The sequence below is a fragment of the Corallococcus sp. RDP092CA genome (assembly GCF_041903675.1).
Lineage (GTDB): Bacteria > Myxococcota > Myxococcia > Myxococcales > Myxococcaceae > Corallococcus.
This window is the reverse complement of sequence record NZ_JAYESI010000053.1, coordinates 1-26,106: the sequence shown is the minus strand read 5'-3', so window position 1 is coordinate 26,106 and position 26,106 is coordinate 1. Positions and strand designations below refer to the sequence as shown.

At 71.8% G+C, this 26,106-nt stretch carries 24 protein-coding genes; 14 read left to right on the top strand and 10 right to left on the bottom strand.

Going from position 1 to position 26,106, the window contains the following annotated elements:
• Positions 1 to 166: 166 nt before the first annotated feature.
• From U8525_RS33220 to U8525_RS33200, 5 genes are all read right to left on the bottom strand, one after another.
• On the bottom strand, positions 167 to 646 hold the full coding sequence (locus tag U8525_RS33220) for a hypothetical protein (RefSeq protein ID WP_374270753.1): 480 nt from the start codon (positions 644 to 646) through the stop codon (positions 167 to 169).
• A gap of 190 nt (positions 647 to 836) precedes the next feature.
• Positions 837 to 1,472 (bottom strand): EcsC family protein, encoded by a 636-nt coding sequence (locus tag U8525_RS33215; protein ID WP_374270752.1) that lies wholly within the window; start codon positions 1,470 to 1,472, stop codon positions 837 to 839.
• A gap of 39 nt (positions 1,473 to 1,511) precedes the next feature.
• Positions 1,512 to 1,952, bottom strand: coding sequence for a hypothetical protein (locus U8525_RS33210; protein ID WP_374270751.1), 441 nt, complete (start codon positions 1,950 to 1,952; stop codon positions 1,512 to 1,514).
• A gap of 113 nt (positions 1,953 to 2,065) precedes the next feature.
• Positions 2,066 to 2,458, bottom strand: a complete 393-nt coding sequence (panD, locus tag U8525_RS33205) for an aspartate 1-decarboxylase (protein WP_374270750.1) — start codon at positions 2,456 to 2,458, stop codon at positions 2,066 to 2,068.
• 101 nt (positions 2,459 to 2,559) lie between these two features.
• Positions 2,560 to 3,402, bottom strand: a complete 843-nt coding sequence (locus tag U8525_RS33200; protein WP_374270749.1) for an LEA type 2 family protein — start codon at positions 3,400 to 3,402, stop codon at positions 2,560 to 2,562.
• An 85-nt stretch (positions 3,403 to 3,487) separates the two neighbouring features.
• Between U8525_RS33200 and U8525_RS33195 the strand changes: the two genes are divergently transcribed.
• From U8525_RS33195 to U8525_RS33175, 5 genes are all read left to right on the top strand, one after another.
• Positions 3,488 to 5,059, top strand: a complete 1,572-nt coding sequence (locus U8525_RS33195; protein ID WP_374270748.1) for an alpha/beta hydrolase — start codon at positions 3,488 to 3,490, stop codon at positions 5,057 to 5,059.
• A 13-nt stretch (positions 5,060 to 5,072) separates the two neighbouring features.
• Positions 5,073 to 5,807 (top strand): ATP-binding cassette domain-containing protein, encoded by a 735-nt coding sequence (locus U8525_RS33190; protein ID WP_374270747.1) that lies wholly within the window; start codon positions 5,073 to 5,075, stop codon positions 5,805 to 5,807.
• Positions 5,804 to 6,976 carry an ABC transporter permease gene (locus tag U8525_RS33185; protein ID WP_374270746.1) on the top strand — a complete coding sequence of 391 codons (1,173 nt, stop codon included), beginning with the start codon at positions 5,804 to 5,806 and terminating at the stop codon, positions 6,974 to 6,976. Before U8525_RS33190 ends, U8525_RS33185 begins: the two co-directional genes overlap by 4 nt.
• A 95-nt stretch (positions 6,977 to 7,071) precedes the next feature.
• A complete protein-coding gene (locus U8525_RS33180) occupies positions 7,072 to 8,145 on the top strand; it encodes a DUF2804 domain-containing protein (protein WP_374270745.1) in 1,074 nt (357 codons plus the stop codon).
• Positions 8,146 to 8,254: 109 nt separating this feature from the next.
• Positions 8,255 to 9,319, top strand: a complete 1,065-nt coding sequence (locus tag U8525_RS33175; RefSeq protein WP_374270744.1) for a hypothetical protein — start codon at positions 8,255 to 8,257, stop codon at positions 9,317 to 9,319.
• Here the strand turns inward: U8525_RS33175 and U8525_RS33170 are convergent.
• From U8525_RS33170 to U8525_RS33160, 3 genes are read right to left on the bottom strand one after another with little or no spacing between them, the layout of a single operon-like run.
• Positions 9,311 to 10,663, bottom strand: coding sequence for a DUF6986 family protein (locus U8525_RS33170; RefSeq protein WP_374270743.1), 1,353 nt, complete (start codon positions 10,661 to 10,663; stop codon positions 9,311 to 9,313). The genes U8525_RS33175 and U8525_RS33170 overlap by 9 nt on opposite strands.
• An 18-nt stretch (positions 10,664 to 10,681) precedes the next feature.
• Positions 10,682 to 13,231 carry a M1 family aminopeptidase gene (locus tag U8525_RS33165; RefSeq protein ID WP_374270742.1) on the bottom strand — a complete coding sequence of 850 codons (2,550 nt, stop codon included), beginning with the start codon at positions 13,229 to 13,231 and terminating at the stop codon, positions 10,682 to 10,684.
• 12 nt (positions 13,232 to 13,243) lie between these two features.
• A complete protein-coding gene (locus U8525_RS33160; protein WP_374270741.1) occupies positions 13,244 to 13,807 on the bottom strand; it encodes a hypothetical protein in 564 nt (187 codons plus the stop codon).
• A gap of 136 nt (positions 13,808 to 13,943) precedes the next feature.
• Here U8525_RS33160 and U8525_RS33155 point away from each other — a divergent pair, with 136 nt between their 5' ends.
• The 9 genes from U8525_RS33155 to U8525_RS33115 all read left to right on the top strand — a co-directional run bounded on the left by U8525_RS33155 (position 13,944) and on the right by U8525_RS33115 (position 25,131).
• Entirely contained in the window at positions 13,944 to 15,059 is a 1,116-nt protein-coding gene (locus U8525_RS33155) for a hypothetical protein (protein ID WP_374270740.1), read from the top strand.
• Positions 15,060 to 15,215: 156 nt separating this feature from the next.
• Positions 15,216 to 15,899 carry a hypothetical protein gene (locus tag U8525_RS33150; RefSeq protein ID WP_374270739.1) on the top strand — a complete coding sequence of 228 codons (684 nt, stop codon included), beginning with the start codon at positions 15,216 to 15,218 and terminating at the stop codon, positions 15,897 to 15,899.
• Between the two features lie 13 nt (positions 15,900 to 15,912).
• Positions 15,913 to 16,806, top strand: coding sequence for a transglycosylase domain-containing protein (locus U8525_RS33145; protein ID WP_374270738.1), 894 nt, complete (start codon positions 15,913 to 15,915; stop codon positions 16,804 to 16,806).
• 248 nt (positions 16,807 to 17,054) lie between these two features.
• Entirely contained in the window at positions 17,055 to 18,431 is a 1,377-nt protein-coding gene (locus tag U8525_RS33140; RefSeq protein ID WP_374270737.1) for a bifunctional lysylphosphatidylglycerol flippase/synthetase MprF, read from the top strand.
• A 165-nt stretch (positions 18,432 to 18,596) separates the two neighbouring features.
• Positions 18,597 to 20,516 carry a cation:proton antiporter gene (locus tag U8525_RS33135; RefSeq protein WP_374270736.1) on the top strand — a complete coding sequence of 640 codons (1,920 nt, stop codon included), beginning with the start codon at positions 18,597 to 18,599 and terminating at the stop codon, positions 20,514 to 20,516.
• Positions 20,517 to 20,645: 129 nt separating this feature from the next.
• On the top strand, positions 20,646 to 21,671 hold the full coding sequence (locus tag U8525_RS33130; RefSeq protein ID WP_374270735.1) for a hypothetical protein: 1,026 nt from the start codon (positions 20,646 to 20,648) through the stop codon (positions 21,669 to 21,671).
• A 164-nt stretch (positions 21,672 to 21,835) separates the two neighbouring features.
• The gene (locus U8525_RS33125; RefSeq protein ID WP_374270734.1) at positions 21,836 to 23,146 is read left to right on the top strand and encodes a cytochrome-c peroxidase; all 1,311 of its coding nucleotides are present in this window, start codon (positions 21,836 to 21,838) and stop codon (positions 23,144 to 23,146) included.
• A gap of 12 nt (positions 23,147 to 23,158) precedes the next feature.
• Positions 23,159 to 24,277 carry a metallophosphoesterase gene (locus tag U8525_RS33120; RefSeq protein ID WP_374270733.1) on the top strand — a complete coding sequence of 373 codons (1,119 nt, stop codon included), beginning with the start codon at positions 23,159 to 23,161 and terminating at the stop codon, positions 24,275 to 24,277.
• 23 nt (positions 24,278 to 24,300) lie between these two features.
• Complete coding sequence (locus U8525_RS33115; RefSeq protein WP_374270732.1) at positions 24,301 to 25,131, top strand: cytochrome C; 831 nt, start codon at positions 24,301 to 24,303, stop codon at positions 25,129 to 25,131.
• 38 nt (positions 25,132 to 25,169) lie between these two features.
• On the opposite strand, the gene U8525_RS33110 is transcribed toward U8525_RS33115, so the two are convergent.
• Positions 25,170 to 25,364, bottom strand: coding sequence for a hypothetical protein (locus tag U8525_RS33110; protein ID WP_374270731.1), 195 nt, complete (start codon positions 25,362 to 25,364; stop codon positions 25,170 to 25,172).
• A 47-nt stretch (positions 25,365 to 25,411) separates the two neighbouring features.
• A complete protein-coding gene (locus U8525_RS33105) occupies positions 25,412 to 25,621 on the bottom strand; it encodes a hypothetical protein (RefSeq protein WP_374270730.1) in 210 nt (69 codons plus the stop codon).
• Positions 25,622 to 26,106 lie beyond the last annotated feature (485 nt).

Here is a 26,106-nt window from a genome sequence, read left to right as displayed (position 1 = left end):
CACCGCCGATGATGGCCTTTTCTTGAGGCGATTCCCTTTGGGGAATCGACGGTTGCAGCTTGAGCCGGAGCACGAGGCGGCTCAAGGCTGCCCGGAGGGCACCGCCGCCAGGCGGCCGTAGGGCCTTAAACCGACTCGGGATTCCGGCGTCCCTCATCCAGCCGGCTCACCCGTCCATCAACAAGCGTGCTCGGCAACAGTAGCTGCCGCTGGAAGGAATGTTGGTGCGGCTCCTCTCTCGGATCTGGGTCATCAGTTCTTCGAGCGGGATGCCCTTTCGCCGCATCATCTCAGGGAGGGGACCGCCTGCTTCTTCCGCGAGCGCGACGACGAGGTACTCCAAGAAGATCTTGGGCCAGGGCTTCTCAATTGCCTGGCGCATGCCATCCGCGACCGAGATGACCTGTCGCGCGGAGGGTGATAGCCGCTCGAACCACCCCTCCCTGGCGATAATCTGCTGGAAAGATGGCTGATACTTCCCCAAGAGCGCGAGGCGCCCCATGACGATGGGCCAACCGAACGAAGAATGCCGACAAGGCGGCCATCGGAGATGGCTGATCGCGTCCGACGATGCGGGCTGCGACGGAAGCCGTTCGTCTTTCGCCCGTGCTGACGAAGAGACGAGAAACAACATCAGGAAGGGCATGGTCGGTTGTGATCGCCAAGCCCGGTGCAAGCAACGTCGCCATTGCTTGCCAGCGGGACTCCCTGACAGTTGCCCCGGGAGTCACAACGAGCGCGCTTGAATCGAGGACCGAATGCGCTGTCTTCACTGACTGCCCCCCAGCGTGTCAGGCCTTGCGAACGCAAACCTAACACGTGGGGTTGTCCGACCGTTACTCCGCGCCCGCCGCCTTGCGCCGCGCATTGCGCGCCTTGGCGTGGGCCTTGTCGAAGCCCTCGTAGAAGCGCACGGCCTGCTCGCCCACCATCTGGATGTGCTGGTTGTTGAGGTACGCCGTGATGGGCGCCGCGACCAGCGGCATCGCGCGGCCCAGCGTCGTCATGCCACCCTTGGCGAGCAGCAGCGCCGCCAGCTTCCCCAGCACCTTCGGCCCGGAGCGGTGCAGCGGCCCCAGCCCGTTGGCGTAGCCGAACAGGTCCAGCAGCTCCCCCCGCGCGCGGTCCGTCTTGAGGTTCGCCTTGTAGAGCGTGGCCACGTCCGTCAGCAGGACGAGCTGCAGGTACGCCATGAAGGTCAGGTCCGCCGGCAGCGAGATGAGCCCGAACACGCCGCTCACGCCGCCCACCATGCTCGCGAGGCTCTTCTTCTCATCCACCAGCCGCTGCGCCAGCTCCTTCGTCGTCGCGGACGGGTAGCGCTTCTCCAGCTCCGCCACGCGCACGCGCGCCCGGCCAATCTCCGCCTGGATGAGGTCCGACAGGCGCAGCGACCCCAGCTTCTTCAGCTCCGCGGGGGTCAGCTTCTTCATGAAGCCCAGCCGCTCCGTCACGCCGTCGTAGAAGGCCATGTCCTCCTCCTTGGCCGCGAGGCTCGCGGCCGGTCGTCTCTAGTAACCCCGCTCCGCCAGGTACAGGTCCACCAGCGCGCCCTCTTCGTACCAGGCGTGTCGCATCTCGGACTGGAACCACCGCGAGTCCGGGCGCGCCGAGCGCACCTCCAGCTTCACCTTGTCGGGCCCCGTGTCGATGACCGCCGCGCGCGCCTTGCACGCCGCGCCCGGCTCCTCGCCGAAGCCCCCCTCCAGGCACACCTCGTCTCCCACCGCCAGGCGCCGGGCGTACTCCCTGGCCAGGTAGAGCGCGTCGTCACAGCCGCCGCGCACGGAGGACTTCCCCAGCGCATCACAGCGGTCCTGCGCGGGCGCGCGGATGACCGGCACGTTGGAGATGAACGCGTCCTCCGCGTTGGGGTCGCGTTGATACGGGCCCACCCGCGTGCACCCCGTCACCGCCACCAGGGTCACCAGTCCCGCCCACATCCACTTCATCGCGTCAGCGCCTCCGGGACGCGCACCGCCGCGCCCGCCAATGAGAGGGCGGGAAGCATGGCAGACAGGGCTGGGGGCGGCAAAAGGTGCCGGAAGGCCCCGCTGGGGCGTCTCTACGCGATACGGCGCGCGGGCCCGGGGATTTCCTCGGTGATGCCGGGGACCGCCCGGTTCTTGCCGTCCACGAAGACGACCGTGGGCTTCCAGCTCGCGGCCTCCGCCTCCTCGACCTCCGCGAAGGTGGCCAGGATGACCAGGTCGCCCGGCTGGTTCAGGTGCGCGGCTGCGCCGTTGATGCAGATGACGCCGCTGCCGGACTCGCCCTCCAGGGCGTACGTCTCCAGCCGGGTGCCGCGCGTGACGTTCCACACCGCGACCTTCTCGTAGGGGAGGATGTCCGCCGCCTGGAGCAGGTCCTTGTCGATGGTCACCGACCCCTCGTAGTCGAGGTCGGCCTGGGTCACCGTCGCGCGGTGGATCTTGGACTTGAAGAGGATGCGGCGCATGGGGGGCCCTCGGGAAGCGGCGCAACCGTAACGGCTCCCCTGTCCGGGGACAACATCCCCGGTGTGCGATGCACCGCCTGCTTCCCTGCATGCCCTGCCGTCTACTTCGTGAAATTCACGAGCTGGCTCAGGTTCAGGGGCACGGACTGCGCGTCCGAGGTCAGGTTGCCCGTCAGGCTCACCTGCGCGTTGCCCCCCGAGCGCAGGGCCATGGCCGCGGACGCGGCGCTCGCGAAGTTGATGGTCAACGGGAGCGTCACCTGCTTCGTCCCGCTGCCATCCAGCATGCCCAGGTTGCCCGTGGACAGGTTGCCCACGCTGGCGCCCGCCACCTTGAGCGCCCCGGTGATGCCCGCCACCGGCAGCGGGAAGGCGTTGCGGTTGGTGATGGCCAGCGGGAACTCCACCGTGGCGCCGCTCAGCGTGACGTTGGTGATGCGCGGCGCCTGGAACTGCACCTGCGGAACCTTGGGGACGGGGAAGGTGCCTTCCTTCTCCAGGGGGAACCTCAGCACGCCCAGCGGCGTCTGGATGCCCAGCGAGCCCTGCGCCTTGAAGGCCGCCACGTCCTTGTCCAGGAACGTGGTCACCACCGGCGCGATGTCCGCGAACTTCACGTTGGCGGGGAAGACGAGCTGGCTCTTGCCGTTGGCCTTGAGGTTCACGCCCTCCTTCGGCTTGCCGGCCACCAGCTGCTTGCCCTCCACGAAGAAGGCGTAGTCCACCGACGCCACCTTCAGGCCCAGGCTGTTGGGGTTGTCCAGCTCGTACACCAGGTCCACCGTGGCGTCGGACAGGGAGGCGTCCGCCAGCCGCGCTGTCTTGAAGCGCAGGGTGGGCTTCTGGAAGGCGCCGTTGAGCAGGCTCTGCAGCGTGGCGCAGCCGGCGAGCGTGGTGAGCGACAGGGCGAAGAGGACCAGGAACGCGCGTTTCTTCATGGGCATGGGCGTAGCAGAGGACGCCCCGCGTTCGCGCGGATTCAATCGCCGCGCATGTCCGGGGCTCGACGGGTGCACCTTCTGCATACCAATGGTATGCGCCAGGGGACTCCCCCGTGCTGGAGGTTGGCCCGCCGTGACAGGTGGCATCTTGTCTCACCCCCTCGCCACGCCCCCGGGGCGCCGTCCGGGGAGGTGGCTCGCGCTGGCGGTGCTGGCGGCGCTGGCGCTCGCGGGCTGCTCCCGGTCCGGCGCCCGCGCCTCGGAGGCCGCGTCCGAGCGGCGGATGGCGCTGAAGCCGTGCCGGCTGGACGGGGTGGCCGCGCAGACGCTGTGCGGCACGCTGGAGGTCTTCGAGGACCGCGCCGCGGCGAAGGGGCGCAAGCTCTCGTTGCGCGTGGTGGTGGTGCCCGCGCTCGCGTCGCAGCCGAAGGAGGACCCGCTGTTCTTCCTCGCGGGCGGCCCCGGCCAGGCGGCGTCCCGCACGCGCATCCTGCCGGCGCTGGAGCGCATCCGGCGCCAGCGCGACATCGTCTTCGTGGATCAGCGCGGCACGGGGGACTCGCACCCGCTGGACTGCGAGGCGCTGAACCCCTCGCGCGCGTCGCTGGCGGAGCGCTTCGAGGACCGCGAGGACGCGGACGTGATCCCCCAGTGCCGCGCGGGCTGGGACGCGGACGAGCGGCTCTACACCACGTCCATCGCCATGGATGACCTGGACGACGTGCGCGCGGCGCTGGGCTACCGGCAGGTGAACCTGTGGGGCATCTCCTACGGGACGCGCGCGGCGCTGGTCTACATGCGCCAGCACCCGGACCGCGTGCGCACCGCCATCCTGGATGGCGTGGCTCCCATGGGGCAGTACCTGCCGCTGTACGCCGCGCGCGACGGCCAGCGCGCCCTGGACCTGCTGCTGGACGCGTGCGCGAAGGACCGCGCCTGCGCGAAGGCGTACCCGGACCTGCGGACGCGCACGGAGGGACTGCTCGCGAGGCTGGAGGCCGCGCCCGCGAAGGTGCACCTGGCGCACCCGCGCACGGGCGTGCCGGAGGACTTCACGCTCACCCGGCGCGTCTTCCTGGCGGAGCTGTTCTCGCTGCTCTACAGCCCGGACGTCGCGTCGCTGGTGCCGCTGATGCTGGACCGCGCCGCGAAGGATGACTGGACGCCCTTCGTGGCGCTGTCGCTGGGGCTCACCGACGAGGTGGCGCGCACCACCAGCCGGGGCATGTTCCTGGCCGTGGTGTGCGCGGAGGACGCGCCCTTCTTCACGGAGGAGGACGCCGAGCGCGAGGCGAAGGGCACCTGGTTCGGCCCGCGCATGGCGCTGGACGTGAAGCGCGCGTGCGCGAAGTGGCCCCAGGCGAGCGTGCCCCCGGGCTTCCGCGAGCCCGTGCAGTCGGACATCCCCACGCTGCTGCTCTCCGGGGAGCTGGACCCGGTGACGCCGCCGCCCTGGGGCGAGGAGGCGAAGCGGACGCTGACGCGCAGCCTGCACGTGGTGGTGCCGGGGCTGGGACACAACACCGTGGGCGCGGACTGCGCGCGCACGCTGATGGCGGACCTGCTCGCGCGCGGCAGCGTGGAGGGCCTGACGCCCGACTGTGGCGCGGGCCTCAAGCGGCCGCCCTTCTTCACCTCCTTCGCCGGCCCTGTTCCGTAGGACCCGAGCGCCCATGATTGAAGCCAGGAACCTGCACAAGCGCTTCGGCTCCGTGACGGCCGTGCACGACGTGTCCTTCACCGCGGAGGACGGCGTCATCACGGGCCTGCTGGGCCCCAACGGCGCGGGCAAGACGACCACGCTGCGCATGCTCTACACGCTGGTGCGCCCGGACGGCGGCACCGCCACGGTGGACGGCGTGGACGTGGCGAAGCAGCCGGAGGTGGCCCGGCGCGCGCTGGGCGTGCTGCCCGATGCTCGCGGCCTCTACCCGCGCCTCACCGCGCGCGAGCACGCGCGGTACTTCGGCGAGCTGCACGGCCTGTCCGGCGCCGCGCTGGACGCGCGCGTGGAGGAGCTGGTGGAGCTGCTGGACATGAAGGACATCGCGGACCGGCGCACGGAGGGCTTCAGCCAGGGCGAGCGCGTGAAGGTGGCGCTGGCGCGCGCGCTGGTGCACGGGCCCCGCAACGTGCTGCTGGACGAGCCCACCAACGGCCTGGACGTGATGGCCACGCGCTCCGTGCGCGCGCTGCTGCGCAAGCTGAAGGCGCAGGGCTGCTGCGTGGTGTTCTCCAGCCACGTGATGCAGGAGGTGGCCGCGCTGTGTGACCGCATCGTGGTGGTGGCGCGCGGGCGGGTGGTGGCGGACGGGACGGCGGACGCGCTGCGCGCGGCGACCGGGAAGGACAGCCTGGAGGAGGCCTTCGTGAGCGTGATTGGCAGCGAGCAGGGGCTGCGCGAATGAGGGGCCTCATCGGGACGGTGCTGCGCAAGGAGGTGCGCGACCACCTGCGGGACCGGCGCACGCTGGGCTCCGCGGTGCTGTGGCCGCTGCTGGGCCCGCTGGTGTTCCTGGTGATGTTCAACGTGATGGCCTCCTGGTACCGGCAGGACCGGCCGCTGGAGCTGCCCGTGGTGGGCCGCGAGCACGCGCCCAGCCTGATGGCCTTCCTGGAGCGCTACGGCGCGAAGCTGTCGGAGGCCCCCAGGGACTACGAGGCGCTGGTGCAGGCCGGCAAGCTGGACCTGGTGCTGGTGGTGCCGGACGACTACGCGAAGGACTTCGCGGACGGGCACACCGCCGCGGTGCGGCTGGTGGTGGACAGCTCGCGCAACAAGGCCCGGCAGGCCGTGCAGCGCGCGCAGCGGATGCTGGGGGCGTACTCGCAGCAGACCGGCAGCCAGCGCCTGTTCGCGCGCGGCGTGTCCCCGGAGCTGGCGGTGCCCGTGCGCGTGGACGAACTGGACCTGTCCACCCCCGAGCGCACCGCGGCCACGGTGCTCACCACCATCCCGCTGTTCCTGGTGATGGCCGCGTTCGCGGGCGGCATGCAGCTGGCCAGCGACACCATGGCGGGCGAGCGCGAGCGCGGCTCGCTGGAGCCCCTGCTGCTCAACCCCGCCCCGCGGGGCGCGGTGGTGGCGGGCAAGTGGCTGGCCACCTGCGCGATGGCGGGGGCGGGCGTGCTCTTGTGTCTGGTGGGCTACTTCCTGGTGGTGAAGCGCGTGCCGCTGGAGGACCTGGGCGTGCGCGCCCGCTTCGACGCGCCGGCGGCGCTGGGGATGCTGGCCGCGGTGCTGCCGCTGGTGCTGGCCGCGTCCGCCGTGCAGATGTGGGTGTCCACCTATGCACGGTCGTTCAAGGAGGCGCAGACGTACCTGTCGCTCCTGATGGTGCTGCCCACGCTGCCCGGGATGATGCTGGCCCTGTCCCCCATCCAGACGCAGCCGTGGATGTTCGCGGTGCCGGTGCTGGGGCAGGAGCTGCTCGCGGGCGAGGTGATGCGAGGGGAGTCGCTGGGGGCGGTGCCCTTCCTGCTCGCGCTCGCGTCCTGCGTGGCGGTGTCGCTGGTGGCCCTGCGCTTCACCACGCGGCTGCTCTCTCAGGAGCGCATCATCTTCGGCAGGAGCTAGCGGGCAGGCAGGGCGGGCCCCGAGTGTCGTCGGGGCGCAACTTGGCGCGCGTGTTCGCGTGACAGGGCGGGCGAAGTGCCGTCAGATGTTTCGCGATGACGCTCGAGCGTGAACGAGAAGCCCTGCTGCCCTTCGCCCCGACCTCGGTGGCCTCCACGGAAGGTGAACCGCGGTTCGGCACGTACCAGGGAGAGCTGCCGGAGGTGGACCTGCCCCGGCTGCTGGGGAAGTGGGCGCCGGGGCGCACGACGCGGCTGCTCAAGCGCAAGCGCTGGCACTACACCTTCGTCGCCACGCAGGAGGTGGCGGCCCTCTTCGCGGTGGTGGACCTGGGCTACACGGCCAACGCCTTCGCGGTGGCGGTGGACCTCCAGCAGAAGAAGCCGCTCTGTGACGTGAGCTTCCTGGGCGTGCCCGGGCCGCTCGCGGAGGTGAGCGACAAGCCGGGCGCGGGGCTCGTGGCGGCCTTCCGCACGCTGGGCGGCCGCATGTCCGTGAAGCGCGGCGAGTCCGACGAGCGCTACCAGGTGGAGGTGGACGTCAGCCGCATGCGCACGCAGTCGCTCCAGTCGTTCCAGTGGAGCGGCGAGCTGCTGGTGGCGGGCGGCCCGCCGGCCCTCACCGTCATCGCGCCGGTGGAGGGCGACGGGCTGGTCAACGTCACCCAGAAGCGCAGCGGCCTGCTGGCCTTCGGCAGCCTGGAGGCGGGCGGCCGGCGCTTCCGGCTGGATGGCGGCGTGGGCGGCATGGACTACACGCAGGGCTACCTGGCGCGGCACACGGCCTGGCGCTGGGCCTTCGCGGCGGGGCGGCTGCCGGACGGCACGCCCGTGGGGCTCAACCTGGTGGAGGGCTTCAACGAGGGCGCCACCGAGGCCAACGAGAACGCCGTCTGGCTGGGGGACCGGCTCTACCCCGTGGGCCGCGCGCGCTTCGAGTACGACGCGAAGGAGCTGCTGGACCCGTGGCGCCTGACGACGGCGGACGGCGCGGTGGACCTGCGCTTCAAGCCCATCTACGTGCACCGCGAGGAGCGCAACCTGCGCCTCGTGGTGAGCCACTTCGCGCAGCCGGTGGGCCTCTTCGAGGGCACCCTGCGCGTGGGCGGCCGGGAGCTGAGCCTGTCCAACGTCCCCGGCGTCACCGAGGACCAGGACATGCTCTGGTAGCGGCCGGGCGTGCGGAAGGGGGCGGGGCCTCCCACGCGTTCATGGAGGATGCAGCGGGGGGCGCGGTATAGGCTCCCCGCGCTCGCTTCACCTGAGGAGGACTCGCGCCATGTCCTGCCCGCACTGTGGTCAGCCGCTCCCTGAAGGCCTGTCGTCGCGGACGTGTCCGCACTGCGGCGGGGACGTGAACGCGCCCGCGTCGCCGGTGATGGACGAGGTGGCGGACACGGCGCGGCGCGCGGCGGACACGGCGGGCCGCGCGGTGCAGGACGTGCTGGACGACCCGAGGCTGCGCGAGCGGCTGCCTGGCGGCTCGCTGCCGCTGCTCGGCTCCGGGCTGGTGGCGGCGGCGGTGCTGGCGCCGGTGCTGCCCTTCGTCGGGGGCGGGCTGGGGCTGCCGTGGGCGGCGCTGATGCTGGTGGGCGCGGGCATGCTGGGCGCGCGGGAGTGGCTGGCCGCGGGCCGGAGGCTGCCGGACGCGCTGGCGCCGGTGGTGAAGTGCGCCGCGCATCCGGCGTTCCTGCCCATGTTCACCGCGCTCACGGTGACGCAGGCGTTCCTGTGCCTGGGGCTGGGCGTGGCGCCGCTCTTGTGGGTGCTGGCGGCGGTGGTGCTGGGCTTCGTGCAGTGGCGGGCGTTCCAGGCATCGCCGATGGCGCAGGCGTCGCTGCCCCGGCGGCCGGCGGACGTGCGGTTGAAGCGGTGGGTGTTCGCGGGCGTGGCGGCGTGCGCGGTGGGGCTGCTCCTGCCGTGGAGCTCGGCGTGGTCGCTGGTGCCCACGGCGCACCTGCAGCGCGAGCGCAACATCACCCTCGACAACAACTTCGCCTGGGACATCCAGGACAACGACACGTGGAGGTTCAACACGCTGGTGCTCCCGTCGGGGCCGGGCGCGGGGACGGGGCGCGGGCGGCTGGGCGCGACGGGCGTGGTGCTGGGGCTGCTGGCGCTGGGCGTGCTGGGGGCGGTGCGGCGCGCGCGCGAGGCGCTGCCCTCGGTGGCGCCGGCGGTGCTCGCGGGCCTCATCACCCTCTGGGCGCTGACGGGGCTGTCCGCGCGGCCGGGGCCGTGGCTGTTCCTCCTGGGCATCCTCGCGGTGGACGTGGCGGTGGCGCGCGAGTGGCTGGGGCACCGGGACGCGGCGCCCCCCGCGGAGCCGCCCGCCTCAGCGTGACGCGCGCCCCTGCACGATGGCGCGGAAGGAGCGGCTCCGCAGCTCCTCCAGCGTGAGGCCGGGGGCGCGGGCTTCGTCCTCGGTGAGGGCGCCGCAGGCCAGGCCGCGCAGGAAGAAGTTGAGCAGGCCCTGGCCGGTGGCGGCGTCGTCGAACACGTCGCCCAGCAGGGTGGCCTGGGCGGCCTTGTCCACGAAGGCCTTGAGGCGCTGGGAGGCCGGCTCCAGGCCCTCCAGGAAGAAGGCGTAGACGGCGGCGTAGCGCACGGGGAGCTGGGCGGGGTGCAGGTCCCAGCCCTGGTAGTAGCCGCGCTCCAGCGAGTGGCGCGTGTGCCGGTACGCCACCTGCCACGCGCGGTGCACGGCGTCGGTGTTCTCGCGCCGCTCGGTGGGGAGGAGCGGGGTGTCGCCCTGCTTGCGGTGGGGACCCACGGGCATGACGTTGGTGGCGCCGTCGGACAGGCGCACGCCGCTGCCCGCGAGGAGCACCTGCACGGTGTCGCGCAGGAAGTCGCAGGCGGGGTGGAGCATGTGCTGCATGTGCGCGCTGACATCCAGGGCGGCGGTGTAGTCGTAGACGCCCAGGTGGACGTGGGAGCAGCGGCCCTCGCCGGCCTCCACGAGCGAGCGCAGGTGGGGCCGGCCGCGCGCGTCGAAGAGGGCCTGGGGCGTCTCCACCATCAGCTCCAGGGTGAGCGCGCCGGGGGGCAGGCGGTGGGCGGACTCCAGCGCCGACAGCAGCTTGGCCAGGGCGGTCACCTGCTCGGGCACGGTGACCTTGGGCAGGGTGACGACGAAGGACGGCGGCAGCCTGCCACCGGATTGCTCCAGCAGCGCGGTGACGAAGAGGTCCAGGGTGCGCGAGGCGCGGGCGTAGAGCTCCTCGGTGAAGGACTTCACGCGGATGCCGATGAACGGCGGGAGCGAGCCCTGCTCCAGGCCGCGGGCCACCTCCGTGGCGGCGGAGACGGCGTGGGCGTCCTCTTCGGCGTCGGGGCGGTGGCCGTAGCCGTCCTCGAAGTCGATGCGGAAGTCCTCGACGGGCTCACGCTGGAGCTTGTCCACGACGCGGTCATGGACGCGCTGGGCGAAGCCGCCGCGCTGGGGCAGGCCCAGGCCGTGGGCGAGCTGGGAGCCGTCGGTGGCGTAGTCGCGCAGCGCCGCGAGCGCCAGGTCCCCCAGCTTGCGCGCGGTGTTCGCGCGGAAGAGGTGGGCGCCGCCGTACACGGTGTGCACGGGCTGGCGCCGGGAGGACTCGCCCGGGTAGGTCTGGCTGAACGCCGCGTTGGCGCGGCGCAGGGCCTCCCGGGAGGCGGCGGTGGCTTCGGGCGTGAGCGTGGTCTTCATGGGCACCGGATATTACGGTCAACGCCTCAGCCACGCGGCCACCTCCGGGGCCACGCGCTCGCGCAGGGCCACGTCCTGCGCCAGGCGCTCCAGCGTCTGCGCCGTGGCCTGCTGCGCCTCCGGAATCGGGTTCGCCTGGAGCAGCGCCTTCACCTGCTCCAGCTGCTCGCGCGTGCGCAGCAGGCCCAGGCCCTCCACCACCCGGCGCAGCAGCATGGGGGCCGCCCCCGTGCGCGCCACCAGGTCCTTCCAGCGCCGCTGGAGCTGCTCCCACCACGCGTCGCGCCCGGTGCGGTTGCTCAACAGGCCCGTCGCGAAGCTCGCCACGTCCTGCGTCTTCACCGTCTCCGTGAACAGCAGCCCCTGCGCCCGCTCCGCCAGCTTCGCGTCCTCGAAGGACGTGAGCGCCATCAGGTAGCGCCGCTGCGTCGCGGGGTCGGGCTCCTTCGGCATCCGCCGCAGCAGGTCCTCGAAGAGCGCCGCGTCGCCCGCGCGCGCCACCATGCCCACCGCCGTGTCCAACAGGTTCGCGTCCAGCGCGGCCTTGTCCCCCTGCAACATCCGCTGCACCAGCGGACGCGCCTGCGCCAGCACCTCCGGGCTGCGCGCCAGGCCGCCCACCGCGCGCACCAGCGCCGCGCGGCGCAGCCGCACCCGGTCCGGCTCGCCCTGCGCCGCCTGCCAGCCCAGCTTCTTCAGGCCGCCGCCCAGCAGCCGCTCCACCCAGCGGCGGAAGCGCTCCTGGTCCTCGCCCTCCGTCAGCCGGTTCTCGATGTACCCGAGCCGCCCGACGAGCTCGTCCAGCACCGCCTCGTCCTCCTCGTCGCCGAAGCGCGCCGCCAGGTCCAGCAGGTCCGCCACCGGCGCCTGCGCCGCGCGCACCAGCGCCCACGTGTCCGCGAGCAGCGAGATGCGCTCCGACGGCGCCAGCGTCCCCAGGTTCGCCGCCAGCGCGTCCAGCGCCGGCTTCTCGTACGCCACCCGGTAGAAGCCCGTGGAGCCGCCGTTGGCGCACAGCCACTTCACCTCGCCCGAGCCGCCCTCCAGCGTCACCGTCGCCTGCGCGTCCCGGAAGAGCACCCGCTGCTCCCGCACCCCGCTCGCGTCCTCGAAGCGCAGCACCATGGGCACCGGCCACGTCTCCGCGCTCTTCACCCCCGGCTCCGAGTAGAAGCGCCGCTGCGTCAGCGTCACCTTCCGCCCCTCCACCTTCACCGACACCAGCGGGAAGCCGCTCTGGCCAATCCACTTCGTGGCCAGCTCGTTCACCGGCTGCTTCGCCGCCTCACCCAGCGCGTTCCACAGGTCCTCCTTCACCGCGTTCGCGCGCGCGTGCTTGCGCATGTACAGCCGGATGCCCTCGCGGAAGGGGCCCTCGCCGAGGAACCCTTCAATCATCCGCAGCACCGCGCCGCCCTTCTCATAGGTGATCGCGTCGAAGCTCTCACCGGCCTCGCCCGCGTTGCGCACCTCGCCGTGGATGGGGTGCGTGGACCTGAGCGCGTCCAGCGCCAGCGCGCTCGCCCGGTGCGCGTCGAAGTCCAGCCACATGCGCCAGTCCGGCCGCCACTGGTCGACGATCTTGAACGCCATCCACGTCGCGAACGCCTCGTTGAGCCAGAGGTCGTCCCACCACACCATCGTCACCCAGTTGCCAAACCACTGGTGCGCCAGCTCGTGCGTGACGACCTCCGCCACGCGCTTCTGCACGGACAGGGGCGCGGTCGCCGGATCCAACAGCAGCGCCACCTCCCGGTAGGTGATGAGGCCGGCGTTCTCCATGGCGCCCGCCTCGAAGTCCGGGATGCCCACCTGGTCCACCTTGCCAAAGGCATACGGTAGCCCGAAGTAGTCCTTCAGCCGGGGCAGGACCTGGAGCGCCGCGTCCTGGCCGAACCTCGCCAGGTGCGCCTTCTCCGGCAAGGCCCACGTGCGCACCGGGATGCCCTCCGCCTGCTCCTCCGGCGTGCCCACCAGCGGCCCCACCACCAGCGCGATGAGGTACGAGCTGAGCAGCTCCGTCTCCTCGAACGTCACCCTGCGCAGCGCCCCGTCCTTCTCGTCCTTCACCACGCGGCCGTTGCCCAGCACCGTGTGGCCCTCCGGCACGCGCACCGTGAGCGCCCAGCGCGCCTTGAAGGCGGGCTCGTCGAAGCAGGGGAACAGCCGCCGCGCGTCCGCGGCCTCGAACTGCGTCGCGGCCACCTTGCCCGCCGCGTACAGGCCGCGCAGACCGTCGCTGAAGTGCCCCGTCCACAGCACGTCCAGCGTGGCGCCGCCCGCGGGCAGGGGCGCCGCGAACGTGAGCACCACCGTCTCGCTCACCGGCGCCACGCGCTTGGAGGCGGGCTTGCGCACGTCGTTGCCGGCGCGGAAGGTGACCTCGCCCAGCTCCAGCGCGTTGGCGTGGAGGATGATCTCCGTCGTGGGCTGGGCCAGCTCCAGCTCCACGCGCTGTTCACCCGCGAAGGTGCGCCCCTCCAGGTCCAGGGTCACCGTCGCCTGATAGCGGCGGGGGCGGAGGGTGGTGGGCAGGCGGAAGTTCTTGTCGTCGGTCGGATGCGCCATAGGGGCGGCAATCTAGCGCCGGCCGCGCCTTGTGCTCGCGCTCCATTTCCCAGTGTCCGCCGCTTCACGGCGTTTCGCCCCCGCTGCCGGGGGCACCAGCTGCCCGAAGAGGCTCGACTCGCGCTGGAAGAAGCCCTCCGTGTGGAAGGAGGCGGACAGCTCCAGCCAGAGGAAGTCCAGGTGGTGACACAGCTCATGCAGGAAGGTGCGCAGGAACGTGCGGAAGGCCACGACCTGGCCGCGCTTCGCGGTGCGCATCCACACCTGGATGCGGGGCCGCTGCCCGGGCGCCCACGTGTAGAGCCCGTGCAGCTCGCCCTCCTCATTCGAGGGCCGCGCCTCCAGCACCTCCACCTCCACCCCGGCCACCTCCAGCCGCCCGGTCATCGCGCGGGCCAGGGCCTGCGTCGCGGCCTGGAGCCGTGCCCGGTCCTCCTGGCGCAGCGCTTCCCGCACCGCCTCCACCCGGGGCCGCAGCGTCGCGGGCGTCCGCAGGGGCACCTCCGTGACGGCGTCGCTCTGGCGGTAGACCCGCTGCTCGGCGGGCGATAGCCGCTGGTAGTAGGCGAAGCGCACCGGGGTCAGTCTAACCCGCGGGGTCCCGTCGCGCCGTACATCCACCTCCACCGGGCGACACCTTCGTTGGCCGGCGGGCAGGACGGTGGCCCCGCGGATGGCCTTGGACCGCGGGAGTCGCGCAGACTGCCGGGCCATGGGCACCCGTCTCTTTCATGCGGTCCTCGTGGCGGCGGTCAGCGTGCTGGGCCTGCTCATCCCCTGGGTGCAGGCGGACGAATGGGTGGGCCTGCTGGACGCGGTGCTCCGCTCGGCGGCCCTCTGGCGGCTGTCCGCGGTGGAGCAGGGGGTGATCCACCGGCTCGCGGAGCTGGCGGTCCATGCCGTCGCGGGGGCGATGCTGGGCGGCGCGCAGGTGTACGCGCTGCGCCGGGCGGGGCTCCAGGTCGCGGGCTGGGTGGGGATGACGGCGATGGCGGTGCCGGTGGGCCTGGTGGGCTCGCGGTCCCTGGCCGTGGCGCTGGGGCTGTCTCCCACCCTGGCGCCCGTGGGGATGGGGGTGGCGCTGGGCCTCACGCAGGCGTGGCTCCTGCGGCGCGAGGTGCACGGCGCCGCCGTGTGGGTGGTGGCGTGCGGGGTGGGCTACGGCATGGGCGGGCTGGCCGCGGACTGGAAGGCGCAGACCTGGAGGGCGGCGGTGGAGATGGGCGCGACCTGGCGCCTGGCCTCCATCTCCATCACGGCGCAGGCCGTGACGTGGGGGGCGCTCGCGCTGTGCATGGCCATTGGCGGCGCCTTCCTCCTCGCGAACGTGCGCGCGCAGGTGCTGACCGCCTCCGGCTCTCGGATGCCCGGCGCCCTGGGGCAGTTCGCGGTCCTGGGGCTCGCGCTGCCGCTGATGGTCGCGCTGGAGGCCCGGGCGAAGAGCCCGCGGCCCTGGGCGCCTCCGCCCAACCCCCCGACCCGGATGGAGCCCCGGCCCACGCGGACCTGGGGAACCCACCGGACCGGGTGGTGCCTGGCCACGCCCGGTGAGTCCCCTGCTCCCGGGTGCGCGAGCCGGGGCTGCGGGCCGGCGATGACCCAAGGTGGAGACTCGCGGCCTCCGTCCGGGCGGAGCGTCACCGACCCCGCTCCCCCTCCGGCGCCCATCCTCCATGACGAGTACCTGCGCGTGCTGACCGGCTCGGGGCGGTCGCGGGCGCCGACCGGTGAAGGCCGGTGGAACCAGGCCCCGTCGAGCTTGGGTCAGGAGCCCGCCAACCCGAGCCCGGATGCGGCACCGGCCGCCTCCACCGCCGTCGTCCCCTGAAGGGGGCCAGGGCGCGCGGTTGCCGTGCGTGGGAACTTCCTTGCCCACCGCGTGCCGGAGCGTGCGCGCGCTCCGTCGTGAGGCGGACAGGCGCAGCGCCGCGGAAGCCGGGCACGGCGGTTGCTCTGCCGCGGGCGCATGGGACGAGGCGTGTGGGTGGGCGCGTTGGTGAGCGCGCTGCTGTGGGGCGGAGCGGCCCAGGCCGCGAGCAGGACCGCGACGACGAAGAGGGCCCGGCCGGAAGTCCCGCTGGCGGACCGGGCGCTGTGGCGGGCGAGGTCCTGGGTGGGGCTGACGACGCTGGCGAAGATGAGCTCGACGGTGAGCGATGACTGTTCGGGCCTGACGCGGCTGGCGTTCCAGCAGCGCCGGTTGGACCTGCTGCCGGACGACGTGCTGCCGGAGGAGAACGGCGTCACGGCCATCCACCGCAAGGCGCGCGCGCTGGGGATGCTGTCGGAGACGCCGAAGCCGGGCGCGCTGGTGTTCTTCAAGGACACGTTCGACCGCAACCGCGACGGCCTCGTCAATGACGGCCTCACGCACATCGGCATCGTGGAGCGCGTGGGCGCGGACGGCACGGTGACGTTCGTGCACAAGTCGGGCGGGCTGGTGAGGCGCTCGCGCTTCAACCTCCTGCATCCGGAGGAGCGCAAGGACGCGAAGGGCCGCGTGCTCAACGACTGGCTGCGCCGCAAGGGCAAGAACACGCGCGGCTACCTGGCCGGGGAGCTGGTGGCGGGCTTCGCGTCGGTGGACGAGCGCTGGCGCTCACCCGAGCCGCGCCTGGCGTCCGCGAAGCTCACCGTGAAGGGTGACGCCCGGAGCGCGCGGCGCTAGACACGGCCGTCGGATGTCCACCGTCGAAGGTCCGCCCGAAGTCCCGCCGAGCCCCTCGCCCGCCGAGCCCGTCCGGCCGCCGCCGGAGGCGCGTCCCGCGCCGCCGCGACGGAGGCGGTGGGGGCGCTGGGTGCTGGGGAGCGTGTGGGTGCTGGGCCTGGGAACCGCGGTGGCCACGTTCGCCGGGCTGCCGGACGCTGCCCCCCTGGCGAAGGAGAACCCGAAGACGACGGCGCTCATCGAGCAGCGCGCGAGCGAGGCGCGCGAGGCCGGGCGCAAGCCGCGCCGCCGGCAGCAGTGGGTGCCGCTGTCGGCGGTGTCCAAGCCCGCGGTGGACGCGGTCCTCCTCTCCGAGGACGCGAGCTTCTACCTGCACGACGGCGTGGACACGGTGGAGCTGGCGCGCGCGGTGGGGCAGGCGGTGGAGCAGGGGAGGCTGGGGCGCGGGGCGTCCACGCTCACGCAGCAGCTGGCGAAGAACCTCTGGCTGTCCACGGACCGCAGCCTGGTGCGCAAGCTGAAGGAGCTGGTGCTGGCGCACCGGCTGGAGGAGGCGCTGACGAAGCAGCGCATCCTCACGCTGTACCTCAACGTGGTGGAGTGGGGGAACGGCGTGTATGGGATTGAGGCGGGGGCGCGGGAGCACTTCGGCGTGTCCGCGTCCCAGCTCTCCGTGGCGCAGGGCGCGGTGCTCGCCGCGATGCTGCCGTCTCCGCGCAAGCGCTCGCCCGCCAGCGGCTCCCGCGCGTTGTGGAAGCACGCGCACCACGTGGTGGATGCGTTGAAGCTCTACAACCGCATCAGCGCGGCGCAGGCGGAGCGCGCGCACGCGGAGGTGGACCAGCTGCTCGGCCGGGCCCCCGCGGAGGACGGGGGCGCGGAGGACGCGGACGAAGAGGGCCCCTGAGCGGTACTGCAAGCCGGGCGCCCCATGGCAGGGCCGTACCCTGGGGGCCCGGCTTCCGGCCCTGATATCCCCGTCAAGGTCGTCCCCCTGTAGTGCCTGGGAGCGGCCGGGTTGGATCGCTCGCCCGCGCATTTCCACCTGGAGCGTTGGCCTCCCCCACGGTCCGGCCCTTCGGGACGTGCCCTGCCTGCCCGGGTGGCTTGCGCTGGCGGGACTGCCGCGTGGGACGTAGTTTGACCGCAAACACCATGGCCGACCCCCACCAGGACACCCCAGGCGACCCGCGCGAGCGGGTGCTGGCGCTGCTCAAGCACCACGGCTGGAACGCGACGTCCTTCCAGGTGCTGCAGCCGGGCTTCGAGTACTGGTTCGCGCCGGAAGGGGACGGATGCATCGCCTACGTGGACACGGGCGGCGCGTGGGTGGCGGGGGGCGGCCCCATCGCCGCGCAGGAGCGCGTGCACGACGTGGTGGAGGCCTTCCACCGGGCGGCCCGGAGCGCGGGCAGGCGCGTGAGCTTCTTCGCCACGGAGTCGCGCTTCTCGGCGCTCGTCCCGTTCGAGGAGCTGCCCATCGGCGAGCAGCCGGTGTGGGACCCGGCGAGGTGGGAGGCGGTGGTGAAGGGCAGCCGCAGCCTGCGCGAGCAGCTGCGCCGCGCGCGCTCCCACGGGGTGCGCGTGCGCGAGGTGCCCGCGGAGGTGATGGAGGCGGAGGGCCATCCGCTGCGAGCGGCGGTGGAGGTGCTGGCAGAGCACTGGCTCGCGTCGCGCCGCATGGCGACCATGGGGTTCCTGGTGGGGCTGGCCCCGGGCGCCTTCGCCCGCGAGCGCCGCGCCTTCGTGGCGGAGGTGGAGGGGCGGGTGGTGGGCTTCCTGTCGGTGACGCCCGTGTACGCGCGCGACGGCTGGTTCCTCCAGGACCTGCTGCGGGAGCCCTCCGCGCCCAACGGCACGGCGGAGACGCTGGTGGACGCCGCGATGCGCGCCGCCGCGGTGAACGGGCGCAGGTATGTGACGCTGGGGCTGGCGCCGCTGGCGGGGCCGGTGCGGCCGTGGCTGCGGTTCGCGCGCAGGGCGGGGCGCCCGCTGTTCGACTTCGAGGGCCTGCGCTCCTTCAAGGCCAAGTTCCGGCCCGACGCGTGGGTGACGCTCTACCTGGCGCACCCGAGGGACGAGCCCGCGACGTGGGCCATCTACGACGCGCTCCGGGCGTTCGCGCGGGGAAGCCTGGTGAAGTTCGGGCTGGTCACGCTGCTGCGCCGGCCGCGCCTCCTCGTGCGCGCGCTGACCGCGCTGCTGGTGCCGTGGACGGTGTTGCTCGCGCTGCCCATGAGCGCGCACTGGTTCCCCTCGCCGTGGGTGCAGCACGGCTGGGTGGTGTTCGACGTGGGGCTCATCGCGGGCCTGTTGCTGCTCCTGCGCCGCTGGCGCGACGGTCTGGCGACGCTGCTGGGGCGGCTCACCACGGCGGATGCGTGTCTCACCCTGCTTCAGGCGCTCAGCTTCAACGTCGCCCGGGCGCGGGGGCCGTGGGACTGGAGCATCATCATCGCGTCGGTGCTCGCCCCGGCGACGGCGTCCGCCATGCTGCTGCGCTCACGCGACCTGCGCGTGCCGGAGCCCTGAGTCACGGGCGGGTGCGCCTTCAGGGGCTTCACCTCGGCTCCCGCGAACAAGCATGGCCCGGGAGCACGCCGCGTGTCGAAGTGGTCGCTTCGTCTCCCGGCCAACCCTCGGCCCGTGGCGCCGGTCCACGCCGCGCATGAGCGGCTACGGTGCGTCGCCGCATCCATGGCTTCCCCTTCACTCGCCAACCCCTCCCTGACGCTCGGCCTGTCCCTGGTGGCCGGCATCCTCGCGCAGCTGCTGGCCCGGCACCTGAGCGTGCCCGGCATCGTCGTGCTCCTGGCCGCGGGGGTGCTCCTGGGCCCGGAAGGGCTGGGCCTCATCCAGCCCGCGTCCCTGGGGCCCGCGCTCCAGACCGTGGTGGGCTTCTCCGTGTCCGTCATCCTCTTCGAGGGCGCCATGAGCCTGGACGTGCGCAAGCTGCGCCGCGAGGCCCGCTCCATCCAGCGGCTCGTCACCCTGGGCGCGGCCGTCACCGCCGTGGGCGGCACCCTGGCCGCGCGCGTCTTCATGGGCTGGAACTGGATGCTCTCCGCCCTGTTCGGCACCCTGGTCATGGTGACCGGCCCCACGGTCATCACGCCGCTCTTGCGCCGCGTGCGCGTCACCCACCGCGTCGCCACCGTGCTGGAGGCCGAGGGCATCTTCGTGGACGCCGTGGGCGCCATCATCGCCGTGGTGGCGCTGGACATGGCGCTGCACGCGGAAGAGGGCCCGTGGCTCCTGGTGAGCGCATTGGGTTCGCGGTGGGGCGTGGGGCTCGCCGTGGGCGGCGTCACCGGCCTCCTCATCACCGTGGGCCTGCGCAAGGCCTCCTGGGTGCCCGAGGACATGACCAACGTCTTCGCCCTCGCCCTGGTGCTGGGCGCCTTCCAGGTGAGCAACGCGCTCGCGCCAGAGAGCGGCGTGCTGGCCGCCATCGCCGCGGGGCTCGTCGTGGGCAACGGCGGGGTGCCCGCCCGTCGGGAGGTGCTCGCCTTCAAGGAACAGCTCACCCTGATGCTCCTGGGCATGCTCTTCATCCTGCTGGCCGCGGACATGCGGCTGTCCCAGGTGACGGCGCTGGGCTGGCGCGGCCTGCTCACCGTGCTCGCGCTGATGTTCCTCGTGCGGCCCGTGGCCGTCGCCCTGTCCACCGCGGGCTCCGGACTGTCGCGCAACGAGAAGGCCTTCATCGCGTGGCTGGGCCCGCGCGGCATCGTCGCCGCCGCCGTGGCGTCGCTGTTCGCCACGCGCCTGGGCGCCCAGGGCGTGGAGGAGGGGCAGGCCCTGCGCGCGCTGGTGTTCCTGGTCATCGGCGTCACGGTGGTGGTGCAGGGCCTGTCCGGCGGCTTCGTGGCGGGGCTCCTGGGCGTGCGCCGCGTGGTCCCCAGGGGCTACGTCTTCCTGGGCGCGAACGCGCTCGCGCGGCAGGTGGCGCACGCGCTCCAGGCGCGCGACGAAGCCGTGCTCCTCGTGGATTCCAGCGACGCCACGCTGACGCGCGCGCAGCAGGAGGGCTTCCGCGTCCTCTTCGGCAATGGGCTGGAGGAGCGCACGCTCCTGCGCGCGGAGCCGGAAGGGCGCCAGGGCTTCGTGGGCCTCACCCACAACGAGGGCGTCAACCTCCTCTTCGCGGAGCGCGTGCGCGCCCTCCAGCGCACCGCCCGCAGCTACACCGCCCTGCACCGGGGCCACGTTGGCGTGTCCGCGGAGACGGTGCGCTCCACGGGCGGTCACCTCCTCTTCGGGACGGAGCGCGACCTGAATGTCTGGGTGGCGCGCTGTGAACAGGGCGCCGTGTCCCGCGAGTCCTGGCGCCTGGACGCGCCGCAGGTGGAGGCCATCCTGCCCCCCGCCACCGGCAACCTGGAGGAGGCGCTCGTCCCGCTCGTGCTGGAGCGCGACACCGGCACCGTCCTCTTCGACGAGTCCACCGTTCCCGTGGCCGGAGACCGCGTGGACTTCCTCGTGGCGCACGGGCGGAGAGATGAGGCCCACGCGTGGCTTTCCTCGCATGGCTGGCGTCCCGTGACGCCAGACGTTCCAATACCAGACACTGCTCCCTCCCTTCCGGGCACGGCGCCGTCGAATGGTGCGTCGTAGGGTCGTCACCAGACATTGCAAGGCGTATGGAATGGCGGATTGACCGGCAATCCGTGGCAGGGGGTGTAATAGATGGGCCGAAGCTCCGGGCATCCCCACGCCTCTTCCGGAGATTGGAGTCCCACCGCCATGAGCCGAATCCCCAAGCCCATCACCGCTTCCTTCTCGGCTCGCCCGGAAGGAGTCCGCTCCTCCACGAGGACCCCCACAACGCCGCTTCCCAACCTCTCGAACGTCGCCAACCAGAGCAAGCTCCCCAGGCCGGTCAGTGCCCAGCCCAATCGAACCCAGGCCGCCCTCCAGTCCCATCAGGGCGTCAGCACCTTCAACAGCCCGGCGACCACCTCCACGCAGGCGGCGGGCAGCTCCAACACCGGCGTCAGGTATCCCCAGGGCCCGTGCCCTCCCATGGCCCCGGCGGACGCGAGCCGTCCCCAGACGGCCCTCAAGCTGGACGATGCCGCCTGCCTCACCCACGGCATCTCCCCGGAGCACGTGCAGAGCGCCCTCCAGCAGGGCCAGCTCAACTCCGCCTACAGCCGGCTGGGCAAGGACGGCAAATACTCGCGGGACGCGGACAAGAACGGCGGCGGGGCGCTGGCCGTCTACACGCGCGCGGTGGGAACCCAGCAGAACGCCTGGAAGGCCCAGGGCAGCGGGGTGGGGAGCAATGACAGCAAGGTGCAGATGATCCTCAGCCCCGCCATCTTGCAGGACCCCAACCACGGCTGGCGGGCATCCTCCACGGACAACATGGGCAAGGTCCCGGGCTCGACCACCGCCCATCAGGCGGGCCTCCCCAAGAACGACCCCCTCGGCCGCGCGCCGCTCTGGAGCCGCCAGTCCGAGTCGGCCCGCAACAGCGCCTTCAACACGACCGTGAACGGCCGGGCTCCCCAGGCGAACAACGAGCAGCTGCACTGGGAGAAGGCCCCCCTCCAGGGAAACCTCAAGGGGATGGTGGTCACGTCCTCCTCCAGCTTCGACACGCTGATGGAACTCCCCGGTGCGCGGCGGACCGAGGGCCAGCAAGGCAGTGGCACCGTCCGGTTCGGGGACCAGGACGTCAAGGTCATCCTCACGGATGGGAAGCGCCCCCTGCTCGCCACGCTGAAGGAGGCCGGCATCGCGGGGACCAACGGACAGGTCCGCTGAAACAAGGACACCTCGCACCCGGGACATTCCAATCCCAGACACTCGCCCTCCCCCGCGACCGAGAGACCATTGAATGGTTCTCTCGGGTTGCGTGAAATGCCCGGACCGGCCTCGGACCGGGCGGATGCCCCGCGGCGGCTCCAGAGAACGGGTGGGAGGCGTTCATGCGGCTGCCTTCGGGCGTCGTCACGGTGTGCGCCGTGGTGCTCAACTCCGGCGTGGGACTGGCGGCATCACCCCCTTCACCCCAACCCCAGGCGTCCGCGCCACAGCTTCCGCCAGGCGTGTCCGCGACGCTGTGGCGGCTGGCGGTGCCCAGGGGCTCCGAGCCCACGCCGGAGCGGGTGGCGCTGGGCGAGAAGCTCTTCCGGGACAAGCGCCTGTCGGTGGACAACACCGTGGCCTGCATGACGTGCCACGAGCCGGAGCTGGGCTTCACCGACGGCAAGCCGCTGTCCGAGGGCGTCAAGCAGCAGAAGGTGACGCGCAACAGCCCCACCGTGCTCAACGCCCTCTTCAACGCCACCCAGTTCTGGGACGGTCGCGCGGCCACGCTGGAGGACCAGGCGAAGCTGCCCATCCTCAACCCGCGCGAGATGGGCATGCCGGACCCGGACACCGTCGTGAAGAAGGTGCGCGGCATCCCGGAGTACGTCACCGACTTCCAGAAGGTCTTCGGCCGCGAGCCCAACTTCGACGACCTGGCCGTGGCCATCGCCGCGTTCGAGCGGATGCAGTTCTCCGGCGACGCGCGCTTCGACAGGTTCATCGCGGGCGACAGCAAGGCGCTCACCGCGTCGGAGAAGAACGGCTGGGCGCTCTTCAACGGCAAGGCGCGCTGCAACGCCTGTCACGCGGGCAACGCCGTGTCCCCGCTGTTCAGCGACCAGAAGTTCCACAACATCGGCGTCGCCGCGCACAAGCAGGACTTCGTCACCCTGGCGCGCAAGGGCGTGCAGGTGGTGCGCACCGGCGACGAGAAGCAGATCGACGAGCTGGCGCTCAACTCGGAGTTCTCCGAGCTGGGCCGCTTCCTCGTCACCAAGCAGGAGAGCGACGTGGGCTCGTTCAAGACGCCCACCCTGCGCAACGTGGGCATCACCGGCCCGTACATGCACGACGGGTCGCTCACCACGCTGTGGGACGTGATGGACCACTACAACAAGGGCGGCGTCGCCAATCCCTACCTCGACGGGGGGATGCAGCGGCTGGGGCTCACGGAGCCTGAAATCGACGACCTGGTGGCGTTCCTCTTCACGCTCACGGATTCGAAGTTCGACAAGCTCAACAAGGAGCAGCTGGCGAAGCAGCGCGCCCGGAAGGGCACCCGGCCGGAGCGGGACACCGCCATCGCCCTGGGCAAGAAGGGCAACCTGGGCGACCTGGCCCCGAACCCGAACCTGGCTGAGAAGAACCCGGCGGACCTGGGCTTCTACGGCAACGTCACCCCGGTGACGACCACCCCGCGGCGGTAACGGAGGCTCGTCATGGCGAACAAGTTCCAGAGCATCGAGACCCAGCACTACGCCGAGCGCGACGCCTTCTTCGAGGGCCTGAAGAAGCTGGACCGCCGCGCCTTCATGCGCGTCGCTGGCATCTCCGCCGGCATCGTCGCGGGCATGGGCAAGCTCACGCCCAACAGCTTCCAACTGGTCAACGTGGCGGAGGCCCAGGGGGAGAAGCCCCGGTTCTCCTTCGCGTACATCTCCGACACGCACCTGTACGAGAACAAGCTCAACGACCGCTTCGTGCGCGCCATCCTCAAGGCCGTGGACGACGTGAACGCGTTGGACCCGCAGCCGGACTTCGTCCTCTTCGGCGGGGACCTCGCCCAGCTGGGCCAGGCCAGCGAGCTCAAGCTGGGCGCTCAGATCCTCAAGTCCGTGAAGGCCCCCATCAAGATGATGGTGGGCGAGCACGACTGGTTCCTGGACATGGGCGAGCAGTGGCGGGACCTGTTCGGCCCGCCCCACTACTCCTTCGACCACAAGGGCGTGCACTTCGTGGTGATCAACTCCATCCTGGAGAAGGACTTCTGGACGGAGCGGAAGCTCTCTCCCATGGAGCGGATGAAGATCGTCGCGGGCCTGGACAATGGCATCCAGTCCCGCTTCGAGGTCGGCGCCGAGCAGCGCCAGTGGCTCCAGAACGACCTGTCCCGGGTGGCGAAGACGACGCCCGTCATCGTCTTCAGCCACTCCCCGCTCTACAAGTACTACAGGCCCTGGAACTTCTGGACCGACGACGCGGACGAGGTGCAGGCCATCCTCAAGCCCTACGAGAAGGTCACCGTCATCCACGGGCACACGCACCAACTGCTCAGCAACCGCATTGGCAACATCTCCTTCCACGGGATGCTGTCCACCGCGTGGCCATGGCCCTACGCGCCGGAGGGCCTGCCCTCGCTCACGGTGCCCATGAATCGCGCGGATCCGTTCAGCCAGTTCGACGGCTGCGGCGATGGCCGCATGGACGTGCTCGAGTCAGGGCTCGTGGACAAGCTCTACAACCTCTGGCAGCGCGACCCCATCACCGTTCGCGCCAGCTACCTGGGCTCCGGTGGCAGGCAGTCCGCGCCCCCCAAGCCCAAGCTGCCCACCTACTAGGACCGGAAGAGGAGATCCCTCCCATGAACCTGCGAATGAAGCTGCTCGTGGTCCCGTGCGCGGCCCTGTCCTTCGCTGGCGGCGTGGCGCTCGCCACGTCTCCGGATGCGAAGGCCGCCCCTCAGGCGGAGCCTCTGCCGAAGCACGTCCTGCCCGCGTCCAAGGATGGCAACCTGGTGCTGGGCCTGTGTGATGGTGAGACGTCCATGGAGGTGCCCGGCGTGAAGGATGGCCAGAAGCTCACCCGCGCCCAGGCCATCACCGCCACCGCGCAGCTGATGGACGACTGGCGCAAGAAGAACCCGAACGCGAACTGGGATGCCGTGCCCGGCCCGGTGCTGGCGCAGGCCTCGCCACCTGCCACGAAGAAGTCCCCCACTCCCGCGCCCCAGCCCATCCCCGGTGCGAAGCCCGCGGGCAGCGATGTGCGCCAGGGCGGCGTGGGCGCGGAGACGGGCGCGAAGGCGGTGCCCCAGCAGCAGAAGGCCAACATCCAGACGGGCCACACCTACGGTGCATACTCCGACCGCGACGAGCAGGTGTGGGCGGACTCCGTGCAGGAGGCCGTGAAGGAGGGCCACCGCGTGTTCCACGACGCGGAGGCGCTGGGCGGCACGGTGGGCGTGTCGTGCGACATGTGCCATCCAGACGCGGCCAACACCCACCCGGAGACCTATCCGAAGTACCAGGTGCAGTTGGGCCGGGTGGCGCTGCTGCGCGACATGATCAACTGGTGCATCGAGAACCCGGTGCGCGGCAAGCCTCTGGCGGACGGCGACCCGAAGATGCGCGCGATGGAGGCGTACATCTACGCGCAGCGCAAGGGCGTGAAGCTGGAGTACGGCAAGCACTGACGCTCGGGCTGGACCTGGGGCCCCGGCGCTTCGTGCGCTCAGGGGCCCAGGTACAGGTCCAGGGTCGTGTAGGCCGCGCAGAACGGATACGCGAGCAGCAGGCTGTAGGCGACCTGGAGCGGAGTCAGGCGCCGCCGGTCGATGACGCCCCCGATGGGGCCGCGCTCATCCCGGCGGCGCAGGTATGCCCCCAGCGCGAAGGACGCCACCCCGGACATGAGCCATGCGTTCATGGGGGAAGCATCAAGCGCGCTCGGACCGGGACGCAAGCCGGCGGCCGTTACATGCGGCCGAGGAAGAAGCGGACCAGCAGGAACAGGGCCATCGCATAGGCGTATCCCAAGAGGACGCGTCCGGCGATGCGCTGCGGCGTCGGCTTGCGTGGCCCGGCCTCCGGCGGCGGCGCGCGGCGCTGGTCACGCATCACGAGGAAGCGTCCCAGGCCGAGCGCGGCGATGACGGAGATGATCACGATGTCGAAGGCACCCATGGGGCGGGAGCTTCGGGCAGCGGCCTGATGGGATTCAAGGCAGGGGCCATGGCGCGCCCCGGCGGTGGCGCACCGCAAGAACCTGTCCGACAGTCGGACAGGTCTCCACGGCTCGGAGGGAGCACCCCCTTCGGCGGGGATTGCCCAAACCTGTCCGACAGTCGGACAGGTCTCTACGGCTCGGGGGGAGCACCCCCCTTGGGCTGGATGTGTCCAAACTTGTCCGACAGTCGGACAGGTCTCCACGGCTCGGGGGGAGCACCCCCCTTGGGCGGGATGTGTCCAAAGTTGTCCGACGGTCGGACAGGTTCTCGCGGTCCGAATGATGCGGGTGGTCCCTGGGCCTGGTTGTCCAAAGGTAACCGTTCACCGGCTCACGCTGCGTGCGCGAGCTGAGGGGCCTCCGCGAGAGGTAGCAGTGAGGGTGGCTGCAAACCTCGGCGGTGCGCGCGCAGCGAGTCCGTCAGGAAGTCGAGCACGCCCCG

Bases quoted from the DNA above. Each gene is read 5' to 3' on its own strand.
- U8525_RS33145 (WP_374270738.1), top strand. From the start codon at position 15,913: ATGTCCACCGTCGAAGGTCCGCCCGAAGTCCCGCCGAGCCCCTCGCCC.
- U8525_RS33210 (WP_374270751.1), bottom strand. From the start codon at position 1,952: ATGAAGTGGATGTGGGCGGGACTGGTGACCCTGGTGGCGGTGACGGGG.
- U8525_RS33105 (WP_374270730.1), bottom strand. From the start codon at position 25,621: ATGGGTGCCTTCGACATCGTGATCATCTCCGTCATCGCCGCGCTCGGC.
- U8525_RS33215 (WP_374270752.1), bottom strand. From the start codon at position 1,472: ATGGCCTTCTACGACGGCGTGACGGAGCGGCTGGGCTTCATGAAGAAG.
- panD (WP_374270750.1), bottom strand. From the start codon at position 2,458: ATGCGCCGCATCCTCTTCAAGTCCAAGATCCACCGCGCGACGGTGACC.
- U8525_RS33135 (WP_374270736.1), top strand. From the start codon at position 18,597: ATGGCTTCCCCTTCACTCGCCAACCCCTCCCTGACGCTCGGCCTGTCC.
- U8525_RS33185 (WP_374270746.1), top strand. From the start codon at position 5,804: ATGAGGGGCCTCATCGGGACGGTGCTGCGCAAGGAGGTGCGCGACCAC.
- U8525_RS33220 (WP_374270753.1), bottom strand. From the start codon at position 646: ATGCCCTTCCTGATGTTGTTTCTCGTCTCTTCGTCAGCACGGGCGAAA.
- U8525_RS33130 (WP_374270735.1), top strand. From the start codon at position 20,646: ATGAGCCGAATCCCCAAGCCCATCACCGCTTCCTTCTCGGCTCGCCCG.
- U8525_RS33180 (WP_374270745.1), top strand. From the start codon at position 7,072: ATGACGCTCGAGCGTGAACGAGAAGCCCTGCTGCCCTTCGCCCCGACC.
- U8525_RS33165 (WP_374270742.1), bottom strand. From the start codon at position 13,231: ATGGCGCATCCGACCGACGACAAGAACTTCCGCCTGCCCACCACCCTC.
- U8525_RS33175 (WP_374270744.1), top strand. From the start codon at position 8,255: ATGTCCTGCCCGCACTGTGGTCAGCCGCTCCCTGAAGGCCTGTCGTCG.
- U8525_RS33200 (WP_374270749.1), bottom strand. From the start codon at position 3,402: ATGCCCATGAAGAAACGCGCGTTCCTGGTCCTCTTCGCCCTGTCGCTC.
- U8525_RS33120 (WP_374270733.1), top strand. From the start codon at position 23,159: ATGGCGAACAAGTTCCAGAGCATCGAGACCCAGCACTACGCCGAGCGC.
- U8525_RS33125 (WP_374270734.1), top strand. From the start codon at position 21,836: ATGCGGCTGCCTTCGGGCGTCGTCACGGTGTGCGCCGTGGTGCTCAAC.
- U8525_RS33110 (WP_374270731.1), bottom strand. From the start codon at position 25,364: ATGAACGCATGGCTCATGTCCGGGGTGGCGTCCTTCGCGCTGGGGGCA.
- U8525_RS33170 (WP_374270743.1), bottom strand. From the start codon at position 10,663: ATGAAGACCACGCTCACGCCCGAAGCCACCGCCGCCTCCCGGGAGGCC.
- U8525_RS33195 (WP_374270748.1), top strand. From the start codon at position 3,488: ATGGTATGCGCCAGGGGACTCCCCCGTGCTGGAGGTTGGCCCGCCGTG.
- U8525_RS33155 (WP_374270740.1), top strand. From the start codon at position 13,944: ATGGGCACCCGTCTCTTTCATGCGGTCCTCGTGGCGGCGGTCAGCGTG.
- U8525_RS33140 (WP_374270737.1), top strand. From the start codon at position 17,055: ATGGCCGACCCCCACCAGGACACCCCAGGCGACCCGCGCGAGCGGGTG.
- U8525_RS33115 (WP_374270732.1), top strand. From the start codon at position 24,301: ATGAACCTGCGAATGAAGCTGCTCGTGGTCCCGTGCGCGGCCCTGTCC.
- U8525_RS33190 (WP_374270747.1), top strand. From the start codon at position 5,073: ATGATTGAAGCCAGGAACCTGCACAAGCGCTTCGGCTCCGTGACGGCC.